Genomic DNA, 22,646 nt, shown 5'->3' on the forward strand with positions numbered 1-22,646 from the left:
CGCCCGGTCGATCCGGGCGCGGCGTGGCGTGGCGTAGGGCGATCGCAGGGGCCGGGGGCTACTTCGCGGCCGTCCGCTTGGCGGCCACCGTGGACTTGGCCGCCGCCTTCTTGGCCGTGGTCTTCTTCGCCGCGGTCTTCTTGGCCGCCGTGCTCTTGGCGGCCTTCTTGGCGGGCGCCTTCTTGGCGGCCGCTCCGCCGTTGCGCGCGGCGGGCACCGTCGCGTCGCTCACCCAGTCGCCCAGCATGTCGCGCAGGAACTTCCCGGTGTGGCTGGCCGGGACGGAGGCCACTTCCTCCGGGGTGCCCTCGGCGATCACCAGACCACCGCCGCTGCCGCCCTCGGGGCCCATGTCCACGACCCAGTCGGCCGTCTTGATCACATCGAGGTTGTGCTCGATGACGATCACGGTGTTGCCCTTGTCGACCAGGCCGGAGAGCACGGTGATCAGCTTGCTGATGTCCTCGAAGTGCAGACCGGTGGTCGGCTCGTCCAGGACGTACACCGTGCGGCCGGTGGACCGCTTCTGGAGCTCGCTCGCCAGCTTGACGCGCTGGGCCTCACCGCCGGACAGGGTCGGCGCGGGCTGCCCGAGCCGGACATAGCCCAGCCCGACCTCGTTGAGCGTGCGCAGATGGCGGGCGATGGTGGGCACCGCCTCGAAGAAGTCCAGGGCCTCCTCGATGGGCATGTCCAGCACCTCGGCGATGGACTTGCCCTTGTAGTGCACCTCCAGGGTCTCCCGGTTGTAGCGCGCGCCATGGCAGACCTCGCACGGCACATACACATCCGGCAGGAAGTTCATCTCGATCTTGATGGTGCCGTCACCGGAGCAGTTCTCGCAGCGGCCGCCCTTGACGTTGAAGGAGAACCGCCCGGGCTGGTACCCGCGGACCTTGGCCTCCATCGTCTCCGCGAACAGCTTGCGCACATGGTCGAAGACGCCGGTGTACGTCGCCGGGTTGGAGCGCGGGGTGCGGCCGATGGGCGACTGGTCGACATGGACCACCTTGTCGACCAGATCGTCACCGGCGACCCGGGTGTGCCGCCCCGGAACCGCCCGCGCCCCGTTCAGCTCGCGGGCCAGATGGGTGTAGAGGATGTCGTTGACCAGCGTGGACTTACCCGATCCGGAGACACCGGTGACGGCGGTGAGCACCCCCAACGGGAAGGACACGTCGATGTCCTGGAGGTTGTTCTCCCGGGCGCCGTGGACCGTCAGATGCCGCTTGGGGTCCACGGCCCGGCGCACCGACGGCAGCGGGATGGCCTTCTTGCCGGACAGATAGTGCCCGGTCACCGAGTCCTCGTTGACCAGCAGCTCGCTCAGCGGCCCGCTGTGCACCACCTTGCCACCGTGCTCACCCGCGCCCGGGCCGATGTCCACCACCCAGTCCGAGGTCTTGATGGTGTCCTCGTCGTGCTCCACGACGATCAGGGTGTTGCCGAGGTCGCGCAGCCGCACCAGCGTCTCGATCAGCCGGTGGTTGTCGCGCTGGTGCAGGCCGATGGAGGGCTCGTCCAGCACATAGAGCACCCCGACCAGACCGGAGCCGATCTGGGTGGCCAGCCGGATGCGCTGGGCCTCGCCGCCGGAGAGGGTGCCCGCGGCGCGGTTGAGCGAGAGGTAGTCCAGGCCGACATCGACCAGGAACCTCAGCCGCTCGTTGACCTCCTTGAGGACGCGCTCGGCGATGGTCTTCTCGCGCGGGCTCAGCTCCATGGCGCGCAGGAACTCGGCGCATTCGCTGATCGACATCGCCGAGACATCCGCGATGGACTTGTCCTGCACGGTGACCGCGAGAACGATCGGCTTGAGGCGGGTGCCCTCACAGGTGGGGCAGGGCACCTCGCGCATATAGCCCTCGAACCGCTCCCGGCTGGCGTCGCTCTCCGCCTCCGAGTGGCGCCGCTTCACATAGGGCACCGCGCCCTCGAAGGCCGTGGTGTACGCCCGCTGGCGGCCGTAGCGATTGCGGTAGCGGACCTCGATCTGGGTCCGGTGGCCGTTGAGCAGCGCCTTCTTGGCGCGCTGCGGCAGCCCGGCCCAGGGGATGTCCGTACGGAAGCCGAGGGCGTCGGCGAGCGCGCCGACCAGCCGCCCGAAGTAGTCCTTGGTGTGGCCGTGGGACCAGGGGTGGATGGCGCCCTCGTCGAGCGACTTCTCCTCGTCCGGGATGATCAGCTCGGGGTCGACCTCCATCCGGGTGCCGATGCCGGTGCAGTCCGGGCAGGCGCCGAAGGGCGAGTTGAAGGAGAAGGTGCGCGGCTCCAGCTCCTCGAAGGACAGGTCGTCGTACGGGCAGTACAGATGCTCGGAGAACATCCGCTCCCGCTGCGGGTCGTCCTCGTCGAGGTCCACGAAGTCGAGGATCACCATGCCGCCGGAGAGGCCGAGCGCGGTCTCCACCGAGTCGGTCAACCGGCGCTTGGCGCTGTCCTTGACGGTGAGGCGGTCGATGACCACCTCGATGGTGTGCTTCTCCTGCTTCTTCAGCTTCGGCGGGTCGGAGAGCTGGATCGTGGCGCCGTCCACCCGGGCGCGGCTGTAGCCCTTGGTCTGGAGATCGGAGAAGAGGTCGACGAACTCCCCCTTGCGCTCGCGCACCAGCGGGGAGAGCACCTGGAAACGGCTGCCCTCGGGGAGCTCCAGCACCCGGTCCACGATCGCCTGCGGCGACTGGCGGGCGATCGGACGGCCGCACTCGGGGCAGTGCGGCTTGCCGATGCGGGCGAACAGCAGCCGGAGGTAGTCATAGACCTCGGTGATGGTGCCGACGGTCGAGCGCGGATTGCGCGAGGTCGACTTCTGGTCGATCGACACCGCGGGGGACAGGCCCTCGATGAAATCCACATCGGGCTTGTCCATCTGCCCCAGGAACTGGCGGGCGTAGGAGGAGAGCGACTCGACGTAGCGGCGCTGCCCCTCGGCGAAGATCGTGTCGAACGCGAGGGACGACTTGCCCGACCCGGACAGCCCGGTGAAGACGATGAGCGAGTCGCGAGGAAGGTCGAGTGAGACGTTCTTGAGGTTGTGCTCGCGAGCGCCACGAACGATGAGACGGTCGGCCACGCCGGTCGGCACCTTTCTTGAGAGAGACGGGGTGCGCCGAGCCCGCTCGCCGGGGCGGCCCTGCCGGACGGAGCAGAGGCGGAGCGGAGCGAAACCCCCAACCCAGGGTATGGGGGCACGACGACGATGTCTTAAGGATGCAGCACACCGAGCCTATAGCACGCACATTCGATTTGCTGGCGACGGGAGCCGACTTCACCCGATCGTGTGGTGCGGACTACGGTCGGGTCATGACCGACTACGTCAGGGACGCCCTCGCCGTACAGGAGGCGACGGATCGGCTGCTGACCGCCGTCGCCGCTCTCGACGACGCGTCCCTCGCGAGCCCCTCGGAGCTCCCCGGCTGGACCCGCGGCCATGTCCTGGCCCACCTGGCCCGCAACGCCGACGCCCTGGTGAACCTGCTCACCTGGGCCCGGACCGGCCAGGAGACCCCGATGTACGCCGACGCCCGGGCGCGCGACGCCGAGATCCGGCGCGACGCCGCCCGGCCGCTCGCCGTCCACCTGGACGACCTGCGCACCAGCGCGACCCGCTTCGACGCGGCGGCCACCGCGCTGCCCCCGGAGTGCCTGCCGTACGAGGTGACCCTGCGCGGCGGGGTCCGGGAGCCGGCGGCCAGGCTGCCACTGCGCCGCCTCGCCGAGGTCGAGCTGCACCATGTCGATCTCGGTATCGGCTACTCCGTGGCGGATCTGCCCGCCACCTTCGTCGAGAGCCAGCTCACCTTGCTCATCCGTACAAGGTTCGCCGGGCGCCCGGATATTCCCCCGCTGCGGCTGGCCACCGGGCCCGGTGACGGGGACGTCCGGCACACCGGCCGCCCCGCCGCCCCCGGGGAGTCCCCGGTCACCGTCACCGGCTCGCCCGCCGCCCTGCTGGGCTGGCTCACCGGCCGTACGGACGGCTCCGGCCTCTCCTGCCCGAACGGCTCCTTGCCCGTCCTCCCCGCACTAGGCTGAGGCCATGACCTACAGCGGAGTAGTGACGGTCGGTGGACCGGCGGATGTGCACGAACTGCCCGATCTGATGATCTCGAAGGTCGCGGTCGGCCCCATGAACAACAACGCGTATCTGCTGCGCTGCCGGGCCACCGACGAGCAGCTCCTGATCGACGCCGCCGCCGAGCCGCACACCCTGCTCTCCCTGATCGGCGAGAGCGGCATCGCCTCCGTCGTCACCACCCACCGCCACCAGGACCACTGGAGCGCGCTGCGCGAGGTGGTGGACGCCACCGGCGCCCGCACCTACGCGGGCCAGTACGACGCCGAGGGCATCCCGGTGCCCACCGATGTGCCGGTCGCGGACGGCGACACGGTGCGGGTCGGCCGGGTCGAGCTGACCGCGCGCCATCTGGTCGGCCATACGCCCGGCAGTATCGCCCTGGTGTACAACGACCCGCACGGCCATCCGCATGTGTTCACCGGCGACTGCCTCTTCCCGGGCGGCGTCGGCAACACCTGGAAGGACCCCAAGGCGTTCGAGAGCCTGATCAACGACGTCGAGACCAAGCTCTTCGACCGGCTTCCGGACGAGACCTGGGTCTACCCCGGCCACGGCGACGACACCACGCTCGGCGCCGAGCGCCCGCATCTCGCGGAGTGGCGCGAGCGCGGCTGGTAGCGGCGCCGGTGGCGCGCGCACGGCCCCAGAGCGCCGCGCGCCTCCGTACGCCCCGTGACCCCTGGCGGGCCAGGGCGGTTGTCGCGTCATGCACCATGACCGCTCTCCGTCCATGGCCCGCCTCGCCGCCGCGTCCCTGGCCGGCACCGCGATCGAGTTCTACGACTTCTTCGTCTACGGCACGGCCGCGGCCCTCGTCCTCGGCCCGCTGTTCTTCCCCACCTTCTCGCCGCTGGCCGGCACCCTCGCCGCCTTCGGCACCTTCGCCGTCGGCTTCGTCTCCCGGCCCCTGGGTTCGATGCTCTTCGGGCCCATCGGCGACCGCCACGGGCGCCGGCCGGTGCTCATCGCCTCCCTGCTGCTCACCGGCGTCGCGACCGTCGCCGTGGGCTTCGTCCCGACCTATGACTCGATCGGCATCGCCGCCCCCGCCCTGCTGCTCGTGCTGCGCTTTCTCCAGGGGCTGGGGCTCGGCGGCGAATGGGGCGGCGCGGTGCTGCTGACCGCCGAGCACGCGCCCCCGGAGCGGCGCGGGCTGTGGTCGGGCTTTCCGCAGGTCGGCCCGGCCGTCGGCTTTCTGCTGGCCAACGGCACGATGCTGGCCCTGTCCGCCACGCTGACCGACGCCGAGTTCCGGTCCTGGGGGTGGCGGGTGCCGTTCTGGGGCGCGGGGCTGCTGGCGGCGGCCGGGCTGCTGCTGCGGGCCCAGTTGACCGAGTCCCCGCGGTTCCAGGAGCTGGCCGAGCAGGGCGACCGGGCCGCCGCGCCGCTGGCCGAGGTGGTGCGCGGCCACTGGCGGCTGGTCCTGCTGACCGCGGGCGGGCTCGCGGTGGGCTATGCCGTCTTCTACGCGGTCACGACCTGGTCCCTGGCGTACGGCACCGAGCGGCTCGGTGTCGCCCGCACCACCCTGCTGGGCTGCATCATGGCGGCCGTGGCGGTCATGGGCGCCCTGACGCCGCTGGCGGCCCATCTCGGCGACCGCTTCGGGCGGCGGCCGCTGTGCCTGGTGGGCTGCGTGGCCACCATGGTGTGGATGTTTCCGCTGGTCGCGCTGTTGCGCACCGGTGAGCCGCCGCTGATGTTCCTCGGCATCCTGGGCGCGCTGCTCGCGTTCATCAGCATGTTCGCCGTGACCTCGGCCTATCTGCCCGAGCTGTTCGAGGCGCGGGTGCGCTGCACGGGAGCGGCGCTCGGCTACAACCTCGCGGGCGTCCTGGGCGGGGCGCTCACGCCGATCGTGGCGACGGCGATGTCCCACGGTGACGGGCCGCCCTGGGGCGTCGCCGCGTATCTGACCGCCGCCGCGCTGCTGAGCCTGGGCTGCTTCGCCGTGCTGCCGGAGACACGGCCGACGGCCGACCGTCCGGATGGTGGACGATCGGCCGTACGGCCTCTGGAGGCCGGGGAGGCGGCCGTGTGAGCCGTCTCCCGGATCCGGGACGCGGACAGTCGCCGTACGCCTTCTGACGCCGTCGGGCGTGTCAGGGCGGTGACGCCGCGGAAGACGCCGTCAGACGTCGACGCTGTCCTTGTCCCGGGCCCGACCCTCCCCGCTCCCCGCCTCCGCCAGGGCCTGTTTCTTCGAGGCGTAGAGACTGGTGACCGTCGTGACGGCGAGCACCGCGCAGATGACCCCGAGCGAGACCGGGATGCTGATCTCCGGGACATGCACCCCGGCCTCGTGCAGCGCGTGCAGCACCAGCTTGACGCCGATGAAGCCGAGGATGATCGACAGCCCGTACGAGAGGTGGACCAGCTTCTTCAGCAGGCCGCCGATGAGGAAGTAGAGCTGGCGCAGACCCATCAGCGCGAAGGCGTTGGCGGTGAAGACGATGTACGGGTCCTGGGTGAGGCCGAAGATCGCGGGTATCGAGTCCAGCGCGAACAGGACGTCCGTGGTGCCGATCGCCAGCATGACGATCAGCATCGGGGTCATCAGCCGCTTGCCGTTCTCCATGATGAACAGCTTGGTGCCGTGGTACTGGTCGGTGGACGGGAATCGCTTCTCGACCGCCTTGAGCAGCCGGTTCTCCTCGAACTCCTCTTCCTCCTCACCGGCCCGGGCCTCCTGGACGAGCTTCCAGGCCGTCCAGATGAGGAAGGCGCCGAAGATGAAGAAGACCCAGGAGAAGGTCGAGACGATCGCGGCACCGGCGGCGATGAAGACCGCGCGCAGCACAAGGGCGATGAGCACGCCCACCATGAGCACACGCTGCTGGTAGATCGTCGGCACGGAGAACTTCGCCATGATCAGGACGAAGACGAAGAGGTTGTCGACGCTCAGCGACTTCTCGGTGATGAAGCCCGCGAAGAACTCACCGGAGGGCTGACCGCCGGCGAAGACCAGCAGCCCGAGCCCGAAGAGCGCGGCGAGGGCGACCCAGACGGCCGTCCAGATCCCGGCCTCCTTGATGGAGACCTCATGCGGCTTGCGGCCGCCTATGAAGAAGTCGGCGGCGATGAGGGCGCAGAGGCCGACGATCGTCAGCCCCCACATGGTCACGGAAACGTCCACAGTTCCTCCGGCATTCGTACGGCAGTCTCAGCGTCGTCGCTGCCGGAGGTCTCTTCCGCCCATGGACCGTGCCACGGACCGGCGCCCCGGGATTCCGTCCGGCCTCCTGGGGCCGGACGGAATCCGTGGTGACGGGAACACCGCTACAGGAGTACTCCCCTCCGCGTATCCGAGAGTACAGGAATTCCCATGGAAGAGTAAAGAGATGGACAAAAGCCCAGGTCAGTTGCCATATGACGGGCGGGCCCTGGCGGCCTTCAGAGCCTTCGCGGCCCGGCCCGCCTCCCCCAGCACCTGCTCCAGCACCCGGCTGCCCCGCGGCACCATCGACGGCTCGTACGTCCACGCATGGCCCACCCAGGGGTCGGCGAGGTGGTCGTCGGCGACCGGGGTGAGCCGCAGCAACGACCGCCACAGCGGGTCCAGCACCGGACCGTAGGCCCGCGCGTCCTCACGGTCGGCGACCATCATCAGATGCACGCCCACGGCGGGCCCCTCGTCCGCCAGATAGCGCAACTGGGTGACGGCCCGGTCGTCGAAGCCGTGCGGGAAGTCGTGGACGATCAGCAACTGCTCGGCGGTGTCCAGATCGGGCGGCAGCGCGTCCGTGGCACCGCTGCGGACCGCCATCTGCACCAGGTCGACGCGCCGGGTCAGGGCGGCCAGCACCGTGGAGACCCCCTGGGCCCCGGCGGCCGGCGGCTCGGCCAGCGCACCCGACCCCACCAGCGGGGCGAACGAGCCCGCGGCCGAACCCGCCGGGTCGATCACATGCACCGCGATCTCCCCCGCCGGATAGACGGCCAGCAGCCGCGCGGCGATCGCGACCGCCGCGACCGCGGCCAGCCTGCGCAGCTCACCGGAGTCGGCCGGCCCCTCGTCGAACCCGCCCGAACGCCCCGCGTCGATCCACAGCCCCCGCTCCAGCGGCAGCCGCACCAGCATGGGGATGCGCAAGTCGGTGCGCTCCGGAAGGTGCAGATCGCCCACCCGCAGGGCCATCGGGACCTCCATCGGCACCTGGTACGCCTGCCACACCGGGCTGTCCCAGCGCGCGTAGGCGGGCGGCAGCGCGGGCTCCACCACCTCGGCCTCGGCGGTGAGCTGCGCCAGATCGCGGTCGAGGGCGGCGCGGGCCTGCTCGACGAGGTCGGTGTGCTTGGCGCGCGCCGCGGCACGGGCGGAGTCGGCGGCCGGGCCCACCCGGGTGCGCGGGTCGGAGAGCACCCGGTCCAGCTCCTGCTCCATCCGGGACTCGGCGAAGTCCACGGCGCTGCGGTAGGCCGCGGCCGTCCGGGCCAGGTCCTCGAACATCCCCCAGACCTGGTTGTAGAGCCGCTCGTCCATGGTCCAGCCGGAGGCGTCGCCCGCGACCGGCTGGGCGGGCTGTCCGGGGGCGGCGGGCGGCGCGGTGGGGGCGGGCGTGGGCGGCGCGGCCTTACGGCGGCCCGGGTGCTCGTAGTTGACCGGCCCTCCGGCGGCGGGCGTGCCCTGTGGCTGCTGCGGCGGGGTCTGCGACTGGGCGGGGGCCGGGTCGGCGGCCATGGGGGCCGGGTCGGCGCCGCCGCTCGCAGGGGCCGGGTCGGCGCCCACCGGGGCCGGGTCGGCGCCACCCGCGGCGGCCGTGCGCACCCGGCCGTCGCCCTCGGCGCGGGGCGGGGGCTGGGCGACCGAGCGGGCCATGCCCCGCGCCACCGCCTCGTTGATCCGCGCCGCGAGGTCCGTGGCCTCCGCCAGCCCCTGGTCGTGCAGCATGGCGGCCAGCCCGCCCGCGTACCCCTGGCCGACGGCGCGCACCTTCCAGGCGCCCTGCCTGCGGTAGAGCTCCAGGGCGGTCACCGCGGACTCCGAGTCCAGATCGGTGATGGTGTAGCTGGCGATCTCGGTGCCGTCGAGGCCGGTGACGGCGACGAACGGCGCGGCCATGACGCCGAACCGGGCCGGGCCGCCGACGCCGACCGGCAGCGCGAGCAGCACGGTGACCCGGTGGATATGGCCGGGCATCGCGTCGAGGTCGACGGCGAGCCGGTGGTCGGCCGCCGCCTGTTTGGGCACCTCTATCCCGGCCAGTTGGGGCGAGGCGGGATGCGCGACCCATTCCGCGCCGTGCACCGTGCCCCGCTCATCGCCGAGTGTCGCCCCGGCCACGATCGGATTGCCCGCAGAGATCCGGATCTCCAAACGGGTCTGGGGCAGGGGGTGGTTCTGCCCTCGGACCAGCTCGGCCGTCATGGCTGCGTCCCCTCGTTGTATTCCGCTGATGCCGTAGGTGTGCGGTGAGCGCGTCGGCCCGGTGAGCTGTGCTCCACCGGGCCGACGCGTTCATCCGGGCGGTTCGCCTCCGGGGCGGATCCGCCTGCTGGCTTGTCCCCGCCACTCGTCCGGGCGGCGGGGACAGGCGTTTTTACAGATGCGGCACGATGTGCGGCATCAGGTCCTGGAAGGTGCGCCCGTTGGCCGGCTCGCCGACCGCCTTCATCTGCCAGGCGCCGCCCGCGCGCTGGACCGTGGCCATGATCTGGGCGGTGTACTGCCCGCCACCGGTGAGGGTGTAGCGGGCGAGCTCCTGGCCGTTGGTCTCGTCCACCAGCCGGCAGAACGCGTTCTGCACCTCGGCGAAGGTCTGGCCGGTGAAGGAGTTCACCGTGAAGACGATCTGGTCGATGTGGACGGGCACCCGCTGTAGATCAACCAGGATCGCCTCGTCGTCGCCGCCCTGCCCGGCACCGCCCACGAGATTGTCACCGGTGTGGCGGACCGAGCCGTCATCGCTGACCAGGTGGCGGAAGAAGACCACATCGGTCGGCTGCTTGTCGGCGAAGAGGACGGCCGACGCATCGAGGTCGATCTCCCTCGTACGGGAGCCGAACAGCCCGCGGCGGGGCGCCGCCTGCCAGCCCAGCCCCATCCGCACCGCGGTCAGGGCGCCCCCGTCGGCCTTCTCCAGGCTGATGGCCTGTCCCTTGGACATGTTGACCGTCACGCGCTGTCCCTACTCTCGTCTCTCGATTCCCCGTGGCCGCCGCGGGTGTGCGGCCGTGGCCGCGCCGTATGCACGGCCCTCCGAAAACCCTATGCACTGCCGCCAGGGCTCCGGCCGGACGAGCGGGCTTTTGTGTCGGTCTTGCAACACAGCGAAGCTGCGGGCGCCCCGGCGCAGTGCCGGGGCGCCCGGTCGTCAGGAGACTCCCGCCTCCCTCATCTGCCGCAGCTCCTTCTTCAACTCCGACACCTCGTCGCGCAGTCGTGCCGCCACCTCGAACTGGAGCTCCGCAGCCGCGGCCCGCATGCGGTCGGTCATCTCCTCGATCTGCTCGGCGAGCTCGGCCGCGGGCCGGTCGGTGAGCACCTCTTCCCTGGCCTTGCCCTTGGCGGCCTTGCCGCCCTTGGCCGCCTTGCCGCCGGCCGTCGGCACGGGGGTCTTCGCGTCCTTGCCGTCCTTCATCTTGCGGTAGCCGGTGCCCAGCAACTGCTCGGTGTCGACGTCCTCGCGGGCGATCTGGGCCACGATGTCGTTGATCTTCTTGCGCAGCGGCTGCGGATCGATCTTGTTCGCCTTGTTGTACGCGATCTGCTTGTCGCGGCGGCGGTTGGTCTCGTCGATGGCCTTCGCCATCGCCGGGGTGACCTTGTCGGCGTACATATGCACCTGGCCCGACACGTTACGAGCGGCCCGGCCGATGGTCTGGATCAGCGAGGTGCCCGAGCGCAGGAAGCCCTCCTTGTCGGCATCGAGGATGGCGACCAGGGAGACCTCCGGAAGGTCGAGGCCCTCCCGCAGCAGGTTGATGCCCACCAGCACGTCGAACTCACCGGCGCGCAGCTCGCGCAGCAGCTCGACCCGGCGCAGGGTGTCCACATCACTGTGCAGATAGCGCACCTGGATGCCCAGCTCGAGCATGTAGTCGGTCAGGTCCTCGGCCATCTTCTTGGTGAGGGTGGTGACCAGGACGCGCTCGTCCTTCTCGGTGCGGGTGCGGATCTCATGGATGAGATCGTCGATCTGGCCCTCGGTCGGCTTGACGACGACCTCGGGGTCGATCAGGCCGGTCGGGCGGATGATCTGCTCCACGAAGCCATCGCCCCGGGAGAGCTCGAACGGGCCCGGGGTCGCGGAGAGATAGACCGTCTGGCCGACGCGCTTCAAGAACTCCTCCCACTTCAGCGGGCGGTTGTCGAGCGCGGAGGGCAGCCGGAAGCCGTGCTCGATCAGGGTCCGCTTACGGGAGGCGTCGCCCTCGTACATCGCGCCGATCTGCGGCACCGTGACATGCGACTCGTCGATGACCAGGAGGAAGTCCTCCGGGAAGTAGTCCAGCAGGGTGTGCGGCGGGGAGCCGGACTCACGGCCGTCGATATGCAGCGAGTAGTTCTCGATGCCCGAGCAGGTGCCGATCTGGCGCATCATCTCGATGTCGTAGGTGGTGCGCATCCGCAGCCGCTGGGCCTCCAGCAGCTTGCCCTGCTTCTCCAGCCGGGCCAGGGTCTCCGTGAGCTCGGCCTCGATCCCGGCGATGGCCTTCTCCATGCGCTCGGGCCCGGCCACATAGTGGCTGGCCGGGAAGACATACAGCTCCCGGTCCTCGCTGATCACCTCGCCGGTGAGCGGATGGAGCGTGGAGAGCGCCTCGATCTCGTCGCCGAACATCTCGATGCGGACCGCGAGCTCCTCGTAGACCGGGAAGATCTCGATGGTGTCGCCGCGGACCCGGAAGGTGCCCCGGGTGAACGCCATGTCATTACGGGCGTACTGAATATCGACAAAGCGACGCAGCAACTGATCGCGGTCGATCTCCTCGCCGACCTTGAGCGGCACCATGCGGTCCACGTACTCCTGCGGCGTACCGAGGCCGTAGATACAGGAGACGGATGCCACCACGACCACGTCACGCCGGGTGAGCAGCGAATTCGTCGCCGAGTGGCGCAGCCGCTCCACCTCCTCGTTGATCGAGGAGTCCTTCTCGATGTAAGTGTCCGACTGCGGGACGTACGCCTCGGGCTGGTAGTAGTCGTAGTACGAGACGAAGTACTCGACCGCGTTGTTCGGCAGCAGCTCGCGGAACTCATTGGCGAGCTGGGCGGCCAGCGTCTTGTTCGGGGCCATGACCAGCGTGGGCCGCTGAAGCTTCTCGATCATCCATGCGGTGGTCGCGGACTTGCCGGTGCCGGTCGCGCCGAGCAGTACGACATCCTTCTCACCCCCGCGGACGCGCCGCTCGAGGTCGGCGATGGCGGTGGGCTGGTCACCGCTGGGCTGATAGGGGCTGACGACCTCGAAGGGCGCCACCTTGCGTTCGAGCTGAGTTACGGGCCGCATGAGACCAACCGTACGACTCGCCACTGACAACGGCGGGCCGTATCCCATGCGCGGCCCACCCCCGGCCCTCTGGCCGGATTCATATGATCATGCGCCCGATGTCGCCCGTGACACGAATTTTCCGTCCATCCGATATCTATCCCCCGCTACCGCGCATCTGGGACCCTCTGCCCGTCCATGAGTCGGACGAGAGTCAGACGACGCGAGGAGTCCGTATGCAGATCCGCCCGGCAGCCGCGTTAACCGGCGCACTCATCGGGATGTCCGCGCTCTTCCTCCCCACGGCCACGGCGACGGCCCAGGCCACCGGGCAGACGCACCACCACACGGTCACCGTGGCCCATCGCGGCGCCTCCGCGTACGCCCCCGAGAACACCCTGGCCGCCGTCGACGCCGCCGACGACCTGGGCATCGACTGGGTGGAGAACGACGTCCAGCGCACCAGGGACGGCGAGCTGATCGTGATGCACGACACCACGCTGAGCCGGACCACCGATGTCGAGCAGATCTTCCCGGACCGGGCGCCCTGGAACATCTCCGACTTCACCCTCGACGAGATCGAGAAGCTGGACGCCGGAAGCTGGTTCGGCGCCGAATTCCAGGGCGAGACGGTGCCGACCCTGGAGGAGTACATGGACCGGGTTTCGGACAATCACCAAAAGCTCCTGCTGGAGCTCAAGGCTCCTGAGCTCTATCCGGGGATCGAACGCCAGACGCTGCGGGAGCTGCGAAGAGAGGGCTGGCTGGACCATCGGCACAAGCGCCGGCTGATCATCCAGAGCTTCAGCGCCGACTCCGTGCGGTCGGTCCACCGGCTGCGGCCGGACGTCAAGACCGGTTTCCTGGGCACCCCGGCCGTCGCCGACCTGCCGGAGTACGCCGAGTTCTCCGACCAGATCAACCCCAGCTACAAGACCATCGACGCCGGCTATGTGGCCGCGGTGCGGTCGGTGCACGGGGCGCACGACAAGCCGCTGGAGGTCTACACCTGGACCGTCAACGACGCTCCGTCGGCGGTCTCGGTCGCGGGCATGGGCGTGAACGGGATCATCACCAACAAGCCGGATGTGATCCGGGACGCCCTCGACGACGCCTCGTGACCCACGGCTCCCCGGAGAAGCGGGCGCCCCGCCGGTCGGCCGGCGGGGCGCTGTCGGTGGTGGGTTCTACGCTGAAGGCGTGACGATCGCGGAGCGGCAGACACGGCGGGACCCGCACGAGGGGCCGGAGCGGCCGGAGCGGCGGGACGCGCGCGCCTGGGCCTGGGCGGTTCCGGCCACGCCCATCGGCCCGCTGCTGCTCGCGGCCACGGACGAGGGGCTGGTCCAGGTGGTCTTCCACGCGGCGGAGAAGACGGCGGCCGAGGCCGTCGCCAGGCTCACGCGCCGCCTGGGCACCGAGCCCACGCCCGCGCCCTCCGCGGCCACCGGCACCGCGGCCGCCCCGGCGGCGCCTCGCTGCGCCGAGCAGCTCGCCGGGGCGATCCGGCAGGTGGAGAGCTATTTCGCCGAGGACACCAAGGCGTTCACCCTCTCCCTGGACTGGTCCCTGACCACCGGCTTCAACCGCCGGGTGCTGCGCGAGCTGGCCGCCCATGTCCCCTACGGCACGGTCGTCGGCTATCAGGACCTCGCCGACCGGGTGGGCGAGCCGGGCGCGGCCCGCGCCGTCGGCATGGCCATGGGCAGCAATCCGCTGCCGGTCGTGGTGCCCTGCCACCGGGTGGTCGAGAGCGACGGCGGCATCGGCGGCTTCGGCGGCGGGCTGGAGACCAAGCGCTCCCTGCTGGCACTGGAAGGCGTCCTTCCGCAACCGCTCTTCTGAATCGTTCTTCCCGGCCGGGACGGAAATATCTTGTTCCGGAATTCCTCGGCCGTCTTGTGGCGCTTGCCTATCACCCCTATCTTAAGAGCGCCCATCGCCCTGGCATTCCGTCACCTGCCGGGCAAGGGGCTCTCATTGCGTTCGGCCGTACGAACCGTACCGCGCGATAACGCTCTTCCCCGCACTTCTGCTCTTCCGCTCATCCGCTCTTCCCCGTTCCACCGATCTTCCGCTCCACCCGCTCCCGCGGTTCCCCCCTGCCCTACCCCCGCACGCCCTGTTCTTCCCGCTCCTTGGAAATTCACCGCTCAACTACGTCCCCACAAGTGATCGAATTGGAGAGCCATGTCCGGTGTTCTGCTCGCGAGCGGCGCGGTCGCGGCGCTATTCGCCTCGGCCCTTTCCACCCAAGGCGTTTCCTCGGCTCCTGATGGACCGCCGGAAAAGATCCAGATAAGCGTCAAGACGGTGAACGGATCGGGCTGCCCCAAGGGCACCGCCGCCGTGGCCGCCGCCGCCGACAACACGGCTTTCACCGTGACCTACAGCGACTATCTCGCCCAGGTGGGCCCCGACGCGGATCCGACCGACATCCGCAAGAACTGCCAGCTCAGCCTCGGCGTGCATGTGCCGCAGGGATTCACGTACGCCATCGCCCAGGTCGACTACCGGGGTTATGGCTACCTCGAAAAGGGCGCCAAGGGCACCGAGAAGGCGAGCTACTACTTCCAGGGCTCGGCGGACACCGCGTCACGGACCCATGAATTCAGCGGTCCGTACAACGACAACTGGCAGACCACCGACAGCACCGACTACAGCGCCCTGGTGTGGGCCCCCTGCGGCCAGGACCGCAACTTCAACGTCAACACCGAGCTGCGGGTCAGCGCCGGTACCTCCGCCGCGGGCAGCACCAGCTTCATGGCCATGGACTCGACGGACGGCGGCGTCAGCACCATTTACCACCTCGCCTGGAAGGAATGCCCCGCCGCCGCCCAGTAGCACGGTAAATCCACCATCGAATGGAGAATCATGCCCGGTGTTCTGTACGCAGGCGGCGTGGTCGCGGCGTTATTCGCCTCGACGCTCACTTCCCAGGCATATGCGCAACCCCCGTTCGACACCGTGCCACCCGACAAGATCGTGATCACGGTCGCGACCGTGAATGGATCGGGCTGCCCGGCGGGCACCGCGGCGATCGCCGTGTCCCCCGACAACACGGCCTTCACCGTGACCTACAGCGAGTATCTCGCCCAGGTGGGCAAGGGAGCCAAGCCGACGGACTTCAGAAAGAACTGTCAGCTCAGTCTGGTCATGCATGTGCCACAGGGCTTCTCCTACGCCATCGCCAGCGTCGACTACCGTGGTTTCGCCCATCTGGAAAAGGGCGCGTCCGCCACGCAGAAAGCCTCGTACTACTTCCAGGGGCAGTCGCAGACCTCGTCCAACACGCATGAGTTCGCCGGTTCCTACGACGACAACTGGCAGGTCACCGACACGGCCGATATCGCGACCGTGGTGTGGTCGCCCTGCGGGGAACTCCGCAACTTCAACATCAACACCGAGTTGCGAGCCAACGCCGGAACGTCCGACACCAAGGAAACGACCAGTTTCATCGCGATGGACTCGACCGACGGCGATGTGAGCACCACCTATCACTTCGCCTGGAAGGAATGCCCGGCCAAGAAGTGACCTTCCGCGCACCACCCCGGACATGATGTCCCGCGCACCGCCCCGAGACGTACCCGGTTACGGCTCGGGGCGGTGCCAGGCCGGATGCCGGGGGTCGTCCATCCGCACCACCACATCCGCCGCCTCACCGGGCCCCACCTCGTCCTCGTAGCGCGCGAAGGCCGGCAGGGTCCAGTGGTCGTCCTCCTCCGTGCGGCGGGCGAGGGCGGCCGGGGACAGCCGCAGATGCACCGACAGATCGAACGGGAACCAGTGGCCCAGCAGCAGAGCGCCGTGCAGCAGCAGCACCCCGCCCCGCGGAAGCTCGGCGTACGGACTGCGGGTGGCCCGGTCGGTCACCGGATCCCACAGGTCGGGCAGCACCCGCCCGGTACCGCCCGCCCCCGGGTCCAGCGGATCGAAGACCTCGCGCCACAGGGCGCCGATGTCCAGCCAGCGGTCGTAGTACGCGTCGGGGTCCCGCTTCCCCCACTCATAGCGCAGCGAGGCGGGCCGCCAGAACCCCGCCGAACCGACCACCAGCACCGGACGCCCCCGGATCCGCAGCGCCTCCGACAGATCCCGCGCCAGCTCGGCGGTGGGCGCCGCCGGAGCCCCGTCCAGGGCCACCCTCAGCCAGGGGCCGCCGTCCGCCGCCGTCAGCCCGGCGATGCGGTCGGCGGTCGCGTCGGTCAGCCGTTCCCAGGTGATCGCTTCGAGCCGCACGCCCCCATCATGCCGTGGGCCCCGGAGCGTGGGCCGCGGGGGCCCGGCCGCGCGGCTCGGCGAGAGGTACCCTCCGAGCCATGGCATTTCAGATAGCGCTGCTCCGCGGCATCAATGTGGGCGGGAACAGGAAGTTCCCCATGGCCCGGCAGCGTGAGCTGATGGCCGAGCTGGGCTTCAAGGACGTCACCGTCCACCTCCAGACCGGCAATATCGTCTTCGCCGACCCCGGCACCCCGCCCGAGCGGACGGCCCGCACCCTCGAGGACGGCTTCGCCGCCGACCTCGGCTTTCCCGTGCCCGTGATGGTCCGTACCCGCGATGAGCTGGCCGCGGCGATCGAGGCCAACCCCTATCCGGAGGCCGCGGCCGAGCCCAAGACCCTGCATGTGGTCTTCCTGGCGGACGTGCCCACGGACCCGGCCGCGCTGGCCGCGCTGGACGCACTGGATCCGGCCGCCTACGCCCCGGAGGAGTTCCGCCTCATCGGCCGCGAGATCTTCCTGCGCTGCCCGGACGGGATCGGCCGCTCCAAGCTGGCCGCGAAGGTCGCCAACGCCCGGCTCGGCGTGCCGGCCACCGCCCGCAACTGGAATACGGTCACCAAGCTGCTGGCGCTGGCCGACGCCTGAGACGTCTCCTCGGCGAGAGGCACGTCCCTCAACCTCGAGAAACGCCCCCTCGCCCCCGAGGGACACCCCTCAATCCCGAGGTGCGTCCCCCAGCGTGAGCCCTGTTGTGCTCCAGCCGTATCGCTGCCGCAGCCGCATCGCGACCAGGTCGAAGCGCGGCCGGTCGAGTGCGCACGCCTCGCGCCGCATCCCGTCCGGATGCACCCGCAGCACCCGGTCCACATCGACCCAGGAGTCCCGCCCGGCCCGGTCCCAGGGCCCGGAGCCGATCGGCACCCATTCGCGGTCGGCGTCATGCCGCTTGCTCGAAAGCTGCACGGCGAGCAGCGTCCCGCCCCGCTCCCGCGCGACCACCAGCACCGGCCGGTCCTTGCCGCGGCCGTCGTTCTCCTCGTACGGCACCCATGTCCAGACGATCTCCCCGGGGTCCGGGTCCCCGTCCGGATCGGGTGCGTACTCCGTCCGTACCCGCCCGACCTGGCGCGGATGAGCCTCGACGGTGGCGGCGGGACCGGTGCTTCCGGGAAGCGCCGCGCCGTCCTCCGTCCCCTGCGTTCCGTTGAATGGCCTGATCACGCGCGACACGTTAACCCGTACGCGGCGGCCGATGACATGGCGGCCCCCTCCGTGTGGAAGGGGCATGTACGTGCCTGATGTTCCCGACCCGGTGGCAGAGTTCGTCAAACGGCGCCACGACCCCGTGGTCGTCCAGACAGTGCGTTCCACGGCGGCCGCGACCATCGCGTACGTCGTCGCCCTCGAACTCAGCAAGGAACCCGCTCCGCTCACCGCTCCGCTGACCGCCCTCCTCGTCGTCCAGGTCACCCTCTACGCGACCCTCACCCGGAGCCTGCGCAGGGTCGAGGCCGTGGTCGTGGGCGTCCTGATCGCCGTCGCCTTCAGCGTGCTGGTGGGGCTGACCTGGTGGAGTCTGTGTCTGATCATCCTCGCCGCGCAGACCGCCGGTTACCTCACGCGGGTGGGCGACTGGGTCCAGGAGGTGGCGATCAGCGCCATGCTGGTCCTCGGGGTGGCGCAGGTGACCACCTACGCCTGGGACCGGGTGCTGGAGACCCTCATCGGGGCCGGTGTCGGGATGGCCTTCAACTTCTTCCTCGCCCCTCCGGTGTGGGTCGAGACGGCCGGCAAGTCCATCGAGGACCTGGCCCGCCGGATGCGTCAGCTCATGCTGCACATCGGCCAGGAACTGGGCAGCCAGATCGCCGTCGACCGCGCCGCCGCCCGTCTCTACGAGGCGCGGCGGCTCGATCACGACATCACGCAGGTGGACGCCGCACTCCGCCAGGCGGAGGACAGTGTGCGGCTCAACCCCCGCGTCAAGGAGGGCCTCCTCTACCGCGTGGTGCTCCGCACCGGCCTGGACACGCTGGAGATCTGCACCGTCATCCTGCGTGTCATGTCCCGGACCCTGACCGACCTCGCCAAGGCGCGGACGGAGGAGCCCCTCTTCCCTCCGGAGGTGGCGGAGGCCCTCAAGGACCTCTTCGTCCATCTAGCCGCCGCCGTCGAGAGCTTTGCCGTCCTGGTCACCACGCAGGTCAGCGCCAACGCCGAAGAAGCCGAATCCCGTCTCGCCAGCGAGCTGGTGAAGGCCCACGCCGGCCGCGACCGCGGCGCCGACCTCCTGCTGCGCCGCGTCCAGGAACATCCTCGCCAGTGGCAGCTCCACGGTGCCCTGCTCGCGGAGATCGACCGGATCCTCGACGAACTCGACATGGAGCAGCGCTCCAAGCGCCTCATGGAAGAGCTCGACCGCAGCACCCGCGAGAAGCGCGAGCGCTTGCTCTTTCTCCACAAGATCCAGCGCTGGATCCGGCGCGACCGTAAGGACGGCTCCACGGCTGTCTGAGCGGTGGCCGCGCACCCCGGCTGCCGGGCGCGGTCAGCCGAGCGGGTAGCGGTCGCGGGGGAAGACCACGTCGTCGTAGGGCTCGTACAGCTCCACGGAGCGGTGGAACTCGAAGGCGAAGTCGTCGGCGAGTTCGGCGATCGTGCCGCGGCCCTCGGTCCGGGCCAGCCAGGACGGGGGAAGGCGGAGGTCGCCGTGGTGGGCGCCGAGGAGGTTGCCGCAGATCGAGCCCGTCGAGTCGCTGTCGCCGGAGTGGTTGACGGAGAGCAGAAGGGCCGCCTGGACGGGGGTGCGCGGGGGCGCCGGATCGTAGCTGATCTTGCCGCCGGGGCCGTAGAGGATCTGCTGGGCGGGGGTACGGGCCAGGGCGCTGTAGACCGCGATGGCCAGCGCCTCCTCGGCGACCCAGCCGCCGCCGAGCGATTCGGCCTTCTCGGCGGTCGGATCGCCGTCGGCCGCGAGGTCGACCGCCTTACGGAGGGCGGCGGTGGTCTCCTCGTGGCGGGGGTAGCGGGCGAGGAGTTCCAGGGCGCGCAGGGTCGCGCCTTCGAGGGACTCGCCGTCGAGCAGGCACGCGATCATGGCGGCCAGGGCACCGGCCGCGTAGGAGCCGGTCGGATGGCCATGGGTGATCGTGGCGCAGCGGGCGGCGAGTTCGAAGCAGTCGCGGGGGTCGAGCCCGGTGAGGCCGAACGGCGCCGAGCGCATCACGGTGCCGCAGCCCTTGGAGCCGGGGTTCACCGGGCCGGGGGTGCCGTCCAGGGGCGCCCGCGGGGCGGGGACATGCTCCTTGGTGAGGCCGGAGAGGCAGGCGTTACCGGGGGCGCGGCGGGCGTACAGCCAGGGCTGGGTGCGCAGCCAGCCGGTGCGGACCAGGTCGCCGGTGCCCTCGGCGGGCGGCGGCCCGGGGTGGTTCTGGGTGTCCAGCCAGCGCAGATAGGCATGGCGGACGACGGCGGTCTCGGACCCCGCGATGCCCTTGGACGAGGATCTGGCGTGGGCCCGTATCAGGCCCTCCGCCGTGAAGAGCGTCATCTGGGTGTCATCGGTGACCCGGCCCACGACTCCGCTGCCGTCCGGGACGAGGGTGGTGATGCCCGTGCCGCCATAGGTCTCGCGGATCGACCGCAGGGAGAGGAACTCGATCGGATTGCCGAGCGCGTCCCCGATCGCCCCGCCCAGCAGGCAGCCGCGGATGCGGGCCCGCTTGGCGGCCGATTCGTCCCATGACTGGCGGATCACTGGCAGCTCCTCATCGTCCTGGGCCCATGCCGTCCCATGTGGATGCTCACGCCATGATCTCAGGTGTCGGGGGGCGCCCCTCGGCGGTAGATTCGAGGAGTCACAAATCGGAGGAAAATAGAAGAAGGCTGTCGAAATCGGGAGATACGATGCCCATGCCGACGCGGTTGATCCGAACGGGCGACGAACCGGTCCACGCGCGCAGCCCACTGCGGATGCGGCTGGGGCTGGCCACCTGGGGGCTGCTCTGGACGCTCGGCGGCGCGGTGGCCTTCGCGGTGGTGGGCCGGCCGGGATGGGCTGCCGCGTGTGCTGCGCTCGCCGTCGTCACCCTGGTCGATCTGGTCCTGGTCATCCGGCACATCCGGCAGGGGCCGCACTATCAGCCCGGCCCGGATGTGCCGCCGTACGCACCGCTCGGTGAGCGCGGGCAGAGCCGCGGACGGCGCCGGACGCCGTAAGGCGTGCGCGGGGTGGCGGCCGTAAGGCGTGCATGGCGTGGACGCCGTAAAACATGGAAGCCGTAAGGCGTGCGCGGCGCTCCGGGGGTGACGGGATATCGACGGCCGGGAGCCCCGCATTCCGGGAGATACTGCCGAGTACCTGCTGAGTACCTGTCGCCACAGGGGGCCGTCATGGGAGTGCTGGCGATCGGCATCGCGCTCTGTGCGCTCGGGCTGATGCTCTCCGGAACCGGGGAGCCGCATGGGCGGCAGCGGGCGCGGCCGGGACGGGAGGCCGACCCGTACGACCTCGTCCGGCAGCGCGGAGTGGCGCTGGGGCTCGGCGGGGTGGTGCTGCTGGGGGCGGTGGTCCTCGGCGGGTTCGCCCTCTGGCACTGACCGGGGGCTGGCCGGACCGGCGCACAGCGGCCCGGGACGGGCCGCTGTGTACGCACCGGCGGATGGGGCGGAGTCCGGGCCAGGCACTCGCCGCGGCCCAGCCCGCGCCCCGTCTGTCCGACCCCTCAGTCCCGCTCGCCGAACCGGGCCGCCTCGACGAAGTCCGGACGCGGATCGAGCGCCGCGGCCAGCCGGAAATGGCGGGTGGCCTCGGCCGAGCGGTTGGCCCGCTCCAGGGTGCGGGCCAGGGCGAAGTGGGCGAACGCGTTGTCCGGCTCGCGCTCCAGGACGAGCTGGAACTCCAGCTCCGCCGAGCGCAACTGCGCCGCCAGGAAGAACGCGCGCGCCCGCAGCAGCCGGGCCGCCGTGTTCTCGGGGTGGGAGCTGATGACGGAGTCGAGCAGCTTCACGGCGCCCCGTGGATCTCGGGCGGCGAGCAGTTGCTCGGCGGCGCGGTAGTCGATGACGTGGGTCTCGGGCGTGGGCTCGGGCACAGCCGTTTCCTTCCCCGGGTACGTGCACGGTGATGAGGCGGTGGATCGGGTGAGGGGATGGGATGAACTGTCATGGTTGATCGTTCGCTACGAGGTCCACAACAATCACCCCGCACGCCGCATTCCCCGCCACGGGCGCGCGCACGCTCCGCGCCGCGCCCCGGCTCTGCCCCGCGCGCTCCGCGCCCCCGCTCAGCCCTCCGCGCCGGCCGCCCGCTTCACCAGATCGGCCCAGACCTTGGTGATCTGCGGCTCCAGCGCCTCGATCGGGCCATTGTTGTCGATCACGACATCGGCGATCGCCAGCCGGTCGGCTCGGGTGGCCTGTGCCGCCATCCGGGCGCGCGCCTCGTCCTCGGCCATGCCGCGCAGCCGTACCAGCCGGTCGAGCTGGGTCTCGGGGGTGGCGTCCACGACCATGACCAGGTCGTAGAGCGGGGCCAGCTTGTTCTCGGCCAGGAGTGGGACGTCATGGACCACGACCGCGTCGGGGGCGGCCGCCGCCTGGAGCTCGGCGGAGCGGTCCCGGACCAGCGGGTGGATGATCGCGTTCAGCGCGCTCAGCCGCTCCGGGTCGTTGAAGACGATCCCGCCGAGTTTGGGCCGGTCGAGATGGCCGTCGGCGGTCAGCACCTCGGGGCCGAACTCGGTGACGACGGCGGCCAGTCCAGGCGTTCCCGGCTCGACCACCTCGCGAGCGATCCGATCCGAGTCGATCAGCACCGCTCCCCGTGAGGTCAGGATCCGTGAGACCTCGCTCTTGCCCGCGCCGATTCCGCCCGTGAGCCCCAGCTTCAGCATGGGGCCCACGCTATAC

The 22,646-nt window shown here is 70.4% G+C and carries 21 protein-coding genes; 11 read left to right on the forward strand and 10 right to left on the reverse strand.

Annotation, left to right across the window (positions count from 1 at the left end; genetic code table 11):
• Positions 1 to 58 precede the first annotated feature (58 nt).
• Positions 59 to 3,073, reverse strand: coding sequence for an excinuclease ABC subunit UvrA (gene uvrA / locus ACK1X7_RS13740; protein ID WP_390792977.1), 3,015 nt, complete (start codon positions 3,071 to 3,073; stop codon positions 59 to 61).
• Positions 3,074 to 3,303: 230 nt separating this feature from the next.
• On the opposite strand from uvrA, the gene ACK1X7_RS13745 reads away from it, so the two are divergent.
• The 3 genes from ACK1X7_RS13745 to ACK1X7_RS13755 all read left to right on the forward strand — a co-directional run bounded on the left by ACK1X7_RS13745 (position 3,304) and on the right by ACK1X7_RS13755 (position 6,119).
• Positions 3,304 to 4,035 carry a maleylpyruvate isomerase family mycothiol-dependent enzyme gene (locus tag ACK1X7_RS13745; RefSeq protein ID WP_385142426.1) on the forward strand — a complete coding sequence of 244 codons (732 nt, stop codon included), beginning with the start codon at positions 3,304 to 3,306 and terminating at the stop codon, positions 4,033 to 4,035.
• A 4-nt stretch (positions 4,036 to 4,039) separates the two neighbouring features.
• Positions 4,040 to 4,696 (forward strand): MBL fold metallo-hydrolase, encoded by a 657-nt coding sequence (locus ACK1X7_RS13750; RefSeq protein WP_385142423.1) that lies wholly within the window; start codon positions 4,040 to 4,042, stop codon positions 4,694 to 4,696.
• A gap of 112 nt (positions 4,697 to 4,808) precedes the next feature.
• Positions 4,809 to 6,119, forward strand: coding sequence for an MFS transporter (locus ACK1X7_RS13755; protein WP_385142454.1), 1,311 nt, complete (start codon positions 4,809 to 4,811; stop codon positions 6,117 to 6,119).
• Positions 6,120 to 6,209: 90 nt separating this feature from the next.
• Here the strand turns inward: ACK1X7_RS13755 and ACK1X7_RS13760 are convergent, their stop codons facing one another.
• The 4 genes from ACK1X7_RS13760 to uvrB form a co-directional block, all read right to left on the reverse strand.
• Positions 6,210 to 7,214 (reverse strand): TerC family protein, encoded by a 1,005-nt coding sequence (locus tag ACK1X7_RS13760; protein WP_385142420.1) that lies wholly within the window; start codon positions 7,212 to 7,214, stop codon positions 6,210 to 6,212.
• Positions 7,215 to 7,436: 222 nt separating this feature from the next.
• On the reverse strand, positions 7,437 to 9,446 hold the full coding sequence (locus tag ACK1X7_RS13765; protein ID WP_390792975.1) for a TerD family protein: 2,010 nt from the start codon (positions 9,444 to 9,446) through the stop codon (positions 7,437 to 7,439).
• A 172-nt stretch (positions 9,447 to 9,618) separates the two neighbouring features.
• Entirely contained in the window at positions 9,619 to 10,197 is a 579-nt protein-coding gene (locus ACK1X7_RS13770) for a TerD family protein (RefSeq protein ID WP_216345673.1), read from the reverse strand.
• Between the two features lie 195 nt (positions 10,198 to 10,392).
• Positions 10,393 to 12,531: an excinuclease ABC subunit UvrB gene (gene uvrB / locus ACK1X7_RS13775; RefSeq protein WP_398159303.1), complete on the reverse strand. Its 2,139-nt coding sequence runs from the start codon at positions 12,529 to 12,531 to the stop codon at positions 10,393 to 10,395.
• A 215-nt stretch (positions 12,532 to 12,746) separates the two neighbouring features.
• Between uvrB and ACK1X7_RS13780 the strand changes: the two genes are divergently transcribed.
• From ACK1X7_RS13780 to ACK1X7_RS13795, 4 genes are all read left to right on the forward strand, one after another.
• Positions 12,747 to 13,631, forward strand: a complete 885-nt coding sequence (locus ACK1X7_RS13780; protein WP_413115129.1) for a glycerophosphodiester phosphodiesterase — start codon at positions 12,747 to 12,749, stop codon at positions 13,629 to 13,631.
• A gap of 85 nt (positions 13,632 to 13,716) precedes the next feature.
• A complete protein-coding gene (locus ACK1X7_RS13785; RefSeq protein WP_390793035.1) occupies positions 13,717 to 14,355 on the forward strand; it encodes a methylated-DNA--[protein]-cysteine S-methyltransferase in 639 nt (212 codons plus the stop codon).
• A gap of 345 nt (positions 14,356 to 14,700) precedes the next feature.
• Positions 14,701 to 15,354: a DUF4360 domain-containing protein gene (locus ACK1X7_RS13790; protein WP_398159304.1), complete on the forward strand. Its 654-nt coding sequence runs from the start codon at positions 14,701 to 14,703 to the stop codon at positions 15,352 to 15,354.
• Positions 15,355 to 15,384: 30 nt separating this feature from the next.
• Complete coding sequence (locus ACK1X7_RS13795) at positions 15,385 to 16,044, forward strand: DUF4360 domain-containing protein (protein WP_361504841.1); 660 nt, start codon at positions 15,385 to 15,387, stop codon at positions 16,042 to 16,044.
• 57 nt (positions 16,045 to 16,101) lie between these two features.
• Here the strand turns inward: ACK1X7_RS13795 and ACK1X7_RS13800 are convergent, their stop codons facing one another.
• Entirely contained in the window at positions 16,102 to 16,749 is a 648-nt protein-coding gene (locus ACK1X7_RS13800; protein WP_398159305.1) for a uridine kinase, read from the reverse strand.
• Between the two features lie 80 nt (positions 16,750 to 16,829).
• Between ACK1X7_RS13800 and ACK1X7_RS13805 the strand changes: the two genes are divergently transcribed.
• Positions 16,830 to 17,381, forward strand: coding sequence for a DUF1697 domain-containing protein (locus tag ACK1X7_RS13805; protein ID WP_390792972.1), 552 nt, complete (start codon positions 16,830 to 16,832; stop codon positions 17,379 to 17,381).
• A gap of 69 nt (positions 17,382 to 17,450) precedes the next feature.
• Here ACK1X7_RS13805 and ACK1X7_RS13810 read toward each other — a convergent pair whose 3' ends face one another.
• Positions 17,451 to 17,957 (reverse strand): type II toxin-antitoxin system PemK/MazF family toxin, encoded by a 507-nt coding sequence (locus ACK1X7_RS13810; protein WP_253209407.1) that lies wholly within the window; start codon positions 17,955 to 17,957, stop codon positions 17,451 to 17,453.
• A 64-nt stretch (positions 17,958 to 18,021) separates the two neighbouring features.
• Here ACK1X7_RS13810 and ACK1X7_RS13815 point away from each other — a divergent pair, with 64 nt between their 5' ends.
• Entirely contained in the window at positions 18,022 to 19,251 is a 1,230-nt protein-coding gene (locus ACK1X7_RS13815) for an FUSC family protein (protein ID WP_398159306.1), read from the forward strand.
• 33 nt (positions 19,252 to 19,284) lie between these two features.
• Here ACK1X7_RS13815 and ACK1X7_RS13820 read toward each other — a convergent pair whose 3' ends face one another.
• A complete protein-coding gene (locus tag ACK1X7_RS13820) occupies positions 19,285 to 20,493 on the reverse strand; it encodes an ADP-ribosylglycohydrolase family protein (protein ID WP_385142401.1) in 1,209 nt (402 codons plus the stop codon).
• 155 nt (positions 20,494 to 20,648) lie between these two features.
• Between ACK1X7_RS13820 and ACK1X7_RS13825 the strand changes: the two genes are divergently transcribed.
• Positions 20,649 to 20,954, forward strand: coding sequence for a DUF6343 family protein (locus ACK1X7_RS13825; RefSeq protein WP_398159385.1), 306 nt, complete (start codon positions 20,649 to 20,651; stop codon positions 20,952 to 20,954).
• Positions 20,955 to 21,128: 174 nt separating this feature from the next.
• Positions 21,129 to 21,335, forward strand: coding sequence for a hypothetical protein (locus tag ACK1X7_RS13830; protein WP_385142395.1), 207 nt, complete (start codon positions 21,129 to 21,131; stop codon positions 21,333 to 21,335).
• 125 nt (positions 21,336 to 21,460) lie between these two features.
• On the opposite strand, the gene ACK1X7_RS13835 is transcribed toward ACK1X7_RS13830, so the two are convergent.
• Both ACK1X7_RS13835 and coaE read right to left on the reverse strand, forming a co-directional pair.
• A complete protein-coding gene (locus tag ACK1X7_RS13835; protein WP_216345684.1) occupies positions 21,461 to 21,829 on the reverse strand; it encodes a tetratricopeptide repeat protein in 369 nt (122 codons plus the stop codon).
• A 192-nt stretch (positions 21,830 to 22,021) separates the two neighbouring features.
• Positions 22,022 to 22,630 (reverse strand): dephospho-CoA kinase, encoded by a 609-nt coding sequence (coaE, locus tag ACK1X7_RS13840; RefSeq protein ID WP_385142392.1) that lies wholly within the window; start codon positions 22,628 to 22,630, stop codon positions 22,022 to 22,024.
• Positions 22,631 to 22,646 lie beyond the last annotated feature (16 nt).

It is taken from the genome of Streptomyces sp. CY-1 (genome assembly GCF_047218265.1).
Classification (GTDB): Bacteria; Actinomycetota; Actinomycetes; order Streptomycetales; family Streptomycetaceae; genus Streptomyces; species Streptomyces niphimycinicus.

Bases quoted from the DNA above. Each gene is read 5' to 3' on its own strand.
- ACK1X7_RS13745 (WP_385142426.1), top strand. From the start codon at position 3,304: ATGACCGACTACGTCAGGGACGCCCTCGCCGTACAGGAGGCGACGGAT.
- ACK1X7_RS13750 (WP_385142423.1), top strand. From the start codon at position 4,040: ATGACCTACAGCGGAGTAGTGACGGTCGGTGGACCGGCGGATGTGCAC.
- ACK1X7_RS13755 (WP_385142454.1), top strand. From the start codon at position 4,809: ATGGCCCGCCTCGCCGCCGCGTCCCTGGCCGGCACCGCGATCGAGTTC.
- ACK1X7_RS13765 (WP_390792975.1), bottom strand. From the start codon at position 9,446: ATGACGGCCGAGCTGGTCCGAGGGCAGAACCACCCCCTGCCCCAGACC.
- uvrB (WP_398159303.1), bottom strand. From the start codon at position 12,531: ATGCGGCCCGTAACTCAGCTCGAACGCAAGGTGGCGCCCTTCGAGGTC.
- ACK1X7_RS13780 (WP_413115129.1), top strand. From the start codon at position 12,747: ATGCAGATCCGCCCGGCAGCCGCGTTAACCGGCGCACTCATCGGGATG.
- ACK1X7_RS13790 (WP_398159304.1), top strand. From the start codon at position 14,701: ATGTCCGGTGTTCTGCTCGCGAGCGGCGCGGTCGCGGCGCTATTCGCC.
- ACK1X7_RS13795 (WP_361504841.1), top strand. From the start codon at position 15,385: ATGCCCGGTGTTCTGTACGCAGGCGGCGTGGTCGCGGCGTTATTCGCC.
- ACK1X7_RS13805 (WP_390792972.1), top strand. From the start codon at position 16,830: ATGGCATTTCAGATAGCGCTGCTCCGCGGCATCAATGTGGGCGGGAAC.
- ACK1X7_RS13815 (WP_398159306.1), top strand. From the start codon at position 18,022: ATGTACGTGCCTGATGTTCCCGACCCGGTGGCAGAGTTCGTCAAACGG.
- ACK1X7_RS13825 (WP_398159385.1), top strand. From the start codon at position 20,649: ATGCCGACGCGGTTGATCCGAACGGGCGACGAACCGGTCCACGCGCGC.
- ACK1X7_RS13830 (WP_385142395.1), top strand. From the start codon at position 21,129: ATGGGAGTGCTGGCGATCGGCATCGCGCTCTGTGCGCTCGGGCTGATG.
- coaE (WP_385142392.1), bottom strand. From the start codon at position 22,630: ATGCTGAAGCTGGGGCTCACGGGCGGAATCGGCGCGGGCAAGAGCGAG.